General features: G+C 73.7%; 3 protein-coding genes. 1 reads left to right on the plus strand and 2 read right to left on the minus strand.

Going from position 1 to position 4,233, the window contains the following annotated elements:
- Positions 1-201 precede the first annotated feature (201 nt).
- Both AC1MIR_RS13530 and xrtA read right to left on the minus strand, forming a co-directional pair.
- On the minus strand, positions 202-1,044 hold the full coding sequence (locus AC1MIR_RS13530) for a universal stress protein (RefSeq protein WP_480028670.1): 843 nt from the start codon (positions 1,042-1,044) through the stop codon (positions 202-204).
- 191 nt (positions 1,045-1,235) lie between these two features.
- On the minus strand, positions 1,236-2,759 hold the full coding sequence (gene xrtA / locus AC1MIR_RS13535) for an exosortase A (protein WP_480028671.1): 1,524 nt from the start codon (positions 2,757-2,759) through the stop codon (positions 1,236-1,238).
- Between the two features lie 320 nt (positions 2,760-3,079).
- Here xrtA and AC1MIR_RS13540 point away from each other — a divergent pair.
- Positions 3,080-4,233: glycosyltransferase family 4 protein (locus AC1MIR_RS13540; protein ID WP_480028672.1), on the plus strand; the 1,154-nt coding region annotated here is incomplete at its 3' end.

The following is a 4,233-nucleotide window of genomic DNA, read 5'->3' on the forward strand; positions in this document are numbered from 1 at the left end:
CCCGCGGGCCCTCCCCGCCGACCGGCGGGCGGAACGGGGCGGCCCCGCGGGGGCGTCCCGGCGCGCCACGCTCGACAAGGACCTCACCAAGCTGGCGCCGGCCGACATCGCCGCGCATCTGGACGGCATCGCCCCCGCATAGCGCGGGGGCGGCGCCCGGCGTTTGAGGCGGACGAAGGTGAAGCCTTCGTCCGCTCGGCGTCAGTGCGACATCAGCACCGGGACGGTCATCTGGCCCAGCAGGGTGCGCGTGGCGCCGCCCATGATGAACTCGCGGAAGCGCGAATGGCCGTAGCCGCCCATCACCAGTAGGTCGGCGCCGAGATCGGTGGCCTCGTTCAACAGCATGTCGCCGGCGCTGATCTCGGCGCCGACGATGCGGCGGACGGTCACCTTCAGCCCATGCCGCGCCAGGTGCCGCGCGATGTCCGCGCCCGGCTCCTCGCCATGGTCGCCGCCGCCGGCCTCGGCATTGATCGTCAGCACCGTGACGCTCTCCGCCCCCGCCATCAGCGGCAAGGCGTCATGCAGCGCGCGGGAGGCTTCCCGGCTGGCATTCCACCCCACCAGCACGCGCTTGCCGACGCCTGCGGGAAGCCCGGCATGCGGCACCGCCAGCACGGGGCGGCCGGTCTGGAACAGCGCCGCCTCGACCGCGGCGCTGCCGGCCACGCCGTCCTCCGGCGCCGCCTGGCCGACGACGACGAGATCGGCGTAGCGCCCATGCAGGGCGATCTGGCCGGCGGTGATGCCTTCCGCGAAGCGCCACTCTCCCGCCAGCGCCTCGCGCCGGAGCGTCTCGGCGAACGCCGCCTCGGCCTTCGCCGCGTCCTGCAGGCCGCTGGCGCGCATGGCCTCGATCAGGTCCGCCACCGCCGCCGCGCCGGCCACTTCCCCGCCGGCGAAAGCCGGGATGGGAATGTCGAGCACGAACAGGCCGGTGAGATGCGCCTGCAGTCGCCGCGCCAGTTGCGCCGCCAGGTCGAGCCGCGCCGCCGCGTGCGGCGTGGCATCGAGGTGAACCAGGATATCCCGTATGGCCATGACCTTCCTCCTCGGTCGCGATGGCGCCACTCTACGCCCCGCCGGGCGGGCCGCCTTGATCCGCATCACCCTGGGCGGCGGGACTCCGCCCCGACCGGAACGCGCTTTCGCGGGTCGCGCCGCGGGGCGTGAGACGACAGGTTTCGCGGCGGGTTGGCGGTGGCGGCGCCGCGCGCCGATCCGATCCGGCGTCAGCCGCGGATGCGGGTGGTGCCGGGCCAGACGAGCTCGGAGGCCGGCGCCCGGTTGCGGCCGGACAAGGCGGCAGCGCCCGCGGCGATCTGCTGCCCCTGGGCGGTCAGCAGGGCCTGCAGCAGGGCGCGCTGGCGCGGCCCGTGCAGCACCGCGCCCTGGGTCTCCCGCGGCGCGATGGTGACGGCGATGAGCACCGGCAGGCCATGCCCGCCGCCGAGGCTGTTCCAGGCCTGCTCCGCCCGGCTGCGGATCCCGCCGCCGGCCGGCCGCGCATTGAGCCAGAGGCCGATCGCAACGGTCTGGAACCTCTCGCGCGACTGCCTTGCGCGCCAGGTGCCGCCATTGGGCACGGCCACGCTGAAGAGCACATCCTGGTCATCGAGCCCCGCCGCGCGCGCCCGTTCCGCGGCGACGACGTTCCAGGTCGCCTGCGCGGGGAAGACCACCGCCTCCGCGCGCACCGTCAGATCGTCGCAGAGGAGGCTCGCCCCGTCGGCCGAGACGTCGCAGCCCTCGATGGCCGGCAGGGGTACGGCGAGACGCTCCGGCGCGCGGGCGCCGGCCTGCTGCAGCACGATGCTCGCCGCCGGCGCCGCGGAGGCCAAGCCGCCCGCGAGCAGCGCGGCCGCGGCCAGCATGACCATGCGCGGCGCGCGCATCGCGACGACCGGCGCGGGCTTCGCCGGCTCCGGCCGATGGTCCTCGCGGAAGGGCAGGCCGGCCACGATCAGCAGCAGCATGATGATGGAGAAGAACACCCAGCCATAGACGATGTGGTCCGCCGCCGCCGCCTCGGCGCTGCCCAGCACGCTGCCGAGCACGACGATGCCGAGCGCGCGCAGGCCATTGGCCACCACCGGCACGACGATCGCCAGCGCGAACACGGCCAGCCGGCGGCCGGGGCTGCGGAACATGACCAGCGCATAGAGGGCGCCGAAGGCCAGCGCCGCGATCAGGAAGCGCAGGCCGGCGCAGGCTTCGGCGACCAGGAAGGTGCCCGCCGGCGTCTCGATGATCAGGTCGTCCACGTAGTGCGGGATCCCGGCCAGGTCGAGGCCGACATCGATGAACCAGGTCGTGATCTGCTGCAGCAGCGGCACGGTGAAGGCGCCGAAGGGCACCAGGAAGAACAGGTAGAGCAGCGGCGCCGCCATGGCCCGCGTGATGCGCCAGCCGAGCACCGTCAGCACGAAGACCAGCACCAGCGACAGCGCGGTGAGCTGGCGCCCCTCCATGATGCCGAGACGCTCCGCCACGAGCCAGGCTGCCCCGATCGGCAGGGCGAGAAGGGCGAAGAGGGGGGTCGGCGCAGGCTGCAGGCCGACCAGCCTCTGGCGACGGCTCCAGGCCAGCCAGGCGGCGATCGGCGCGACCAGCCAGCAGTGGTTGTACGCCTCGTTGGTCTCCCAGATATGCACCGCCGCGGCGATCTCGCGCGCGAACAGCAGGCCGAGCGCGACGACGCCTGCCAGCAGCAGGGCGATGGCAGCCGGCCAGCCGGACTGGGACTCGGCGCGCATCGGCGCGGCAGGAGGCTCGGCAAGGGGCGCAGATTGAGACACTGTCACTACCTCTAGACGAAATCGGCCATTTCGTCCATGCACCTGAGGCAAGTCGCGTGACCGGGATCACGGTCCTTGCGCCGCGTAGCGCGCGATCGGACGGCCCACCCCTGCCGGAAGGGCGCCGGGAACGCAAGCGCGCGAAGGCGCCCGCAATCGCCGATCTTGGGAAATTCACGGCGCGAAGCTTCCCAGCCCTTCCGGGCCAAGATAGAGCAATCACAGTGCAATGTGTCGCGAGGGGCACGGGGTGTACGAAGCGTGACCGGCGAGGAAGCGTGAGCGGCCAGACGGGCCCGCGCGCCCTGCGCATCCTCTACAGCCATCGCATCCAGTCGCGCGACGGGCAGGGCGTGCATCTGCAGGCCCTGGTGGATGCGCTGCGGGGCGAAGGGCACGAGGTGCGCGTGGTCGGACCGGCTGCCTTCGACCGCGCGGAGCTCGGCGGCGAGAGCCGGTTCTTTTCAGGGCTGCGCCGCGCATTGCCGCCCTTCGCCGCGGAGCTGGCCGAGCTGGCCTACAGCCTGCCCGCCTATCTCCGCCTGGCGCGCGCGGCGCGCGAGTTCCGCCCGGACGTGATCTATGAGCGGTACAACCTGTTCTACGTCTCGGGCGCCGTGCTGGCGCGCCGCCTCGGCCTGCCCTTCCTGGTCGAGGTCAATGCGCCGCTCGCGGAGGAGCGGGCGCGCTTCGGCAATCTGCGCCTGCGTCGCCTCGCCCGCTGGAGCGAGGCTTTCGTCTGGCGTCGCGCCGACCGCGTCCTGCCGGTGACGGAGGTGCTGGCCGGCCATGTCGCGGCCGCCGAGGTTCCGCCCGATCGCATCATCGTGATCCCGAACGGCATCCATCTCGAGGAATTCCCAGAACCGGCAGCGCCGCCCGCAACGCCCGCGGCGTCGCTGACGCTCGGCTTCATCGGCTTCGTGCGCGACTGGCACGGGCTCGACCAGGTCGTGCGCGCCATCGCCGCCTGGCAGGGGGAGCCGCGCCTCGCCCTGCTGATGGTGGGCGACGGCCCGGCGCGGCCGGGTCTCGAGAAGCTCGCCGCCGAACTCGGCATCGCCGACCGCGTGACCTTCACCGGGCTGGCGCCGCGCGAGCAGGTGCCGGACCTGCTCGCCAGCTTCGACATCGCGCTGCAGCCGGCGGCCGTGCCCTATGCCTCGCCGCTCAAGGTCTTCGAATACATGGCGGCGGGCCGGGCGATCGTCGCGCCCGACCAGCCCAACCTGCGCGAGGTGCTGGCGCATGAGGCGACGGCTCTGCTGTTCGACCCCGCCCGCCCCGGCGCCATGTGGGACGCGGTGCTGCGGCTGGCGACCGACCCGGCGCTGCGCGCGCGGCGCGGCGCCCCCGCGCGGGCCGCGGTGCAGCGGCGCGCCCAGACCAGGGAAGGCAAAGCCCCCCCGGTCCCCCCCCACCGGCGGGCCGG

It is taken from the genome of Falsiroseomonas sp. RANM36 (assembly GCF_056682175.1).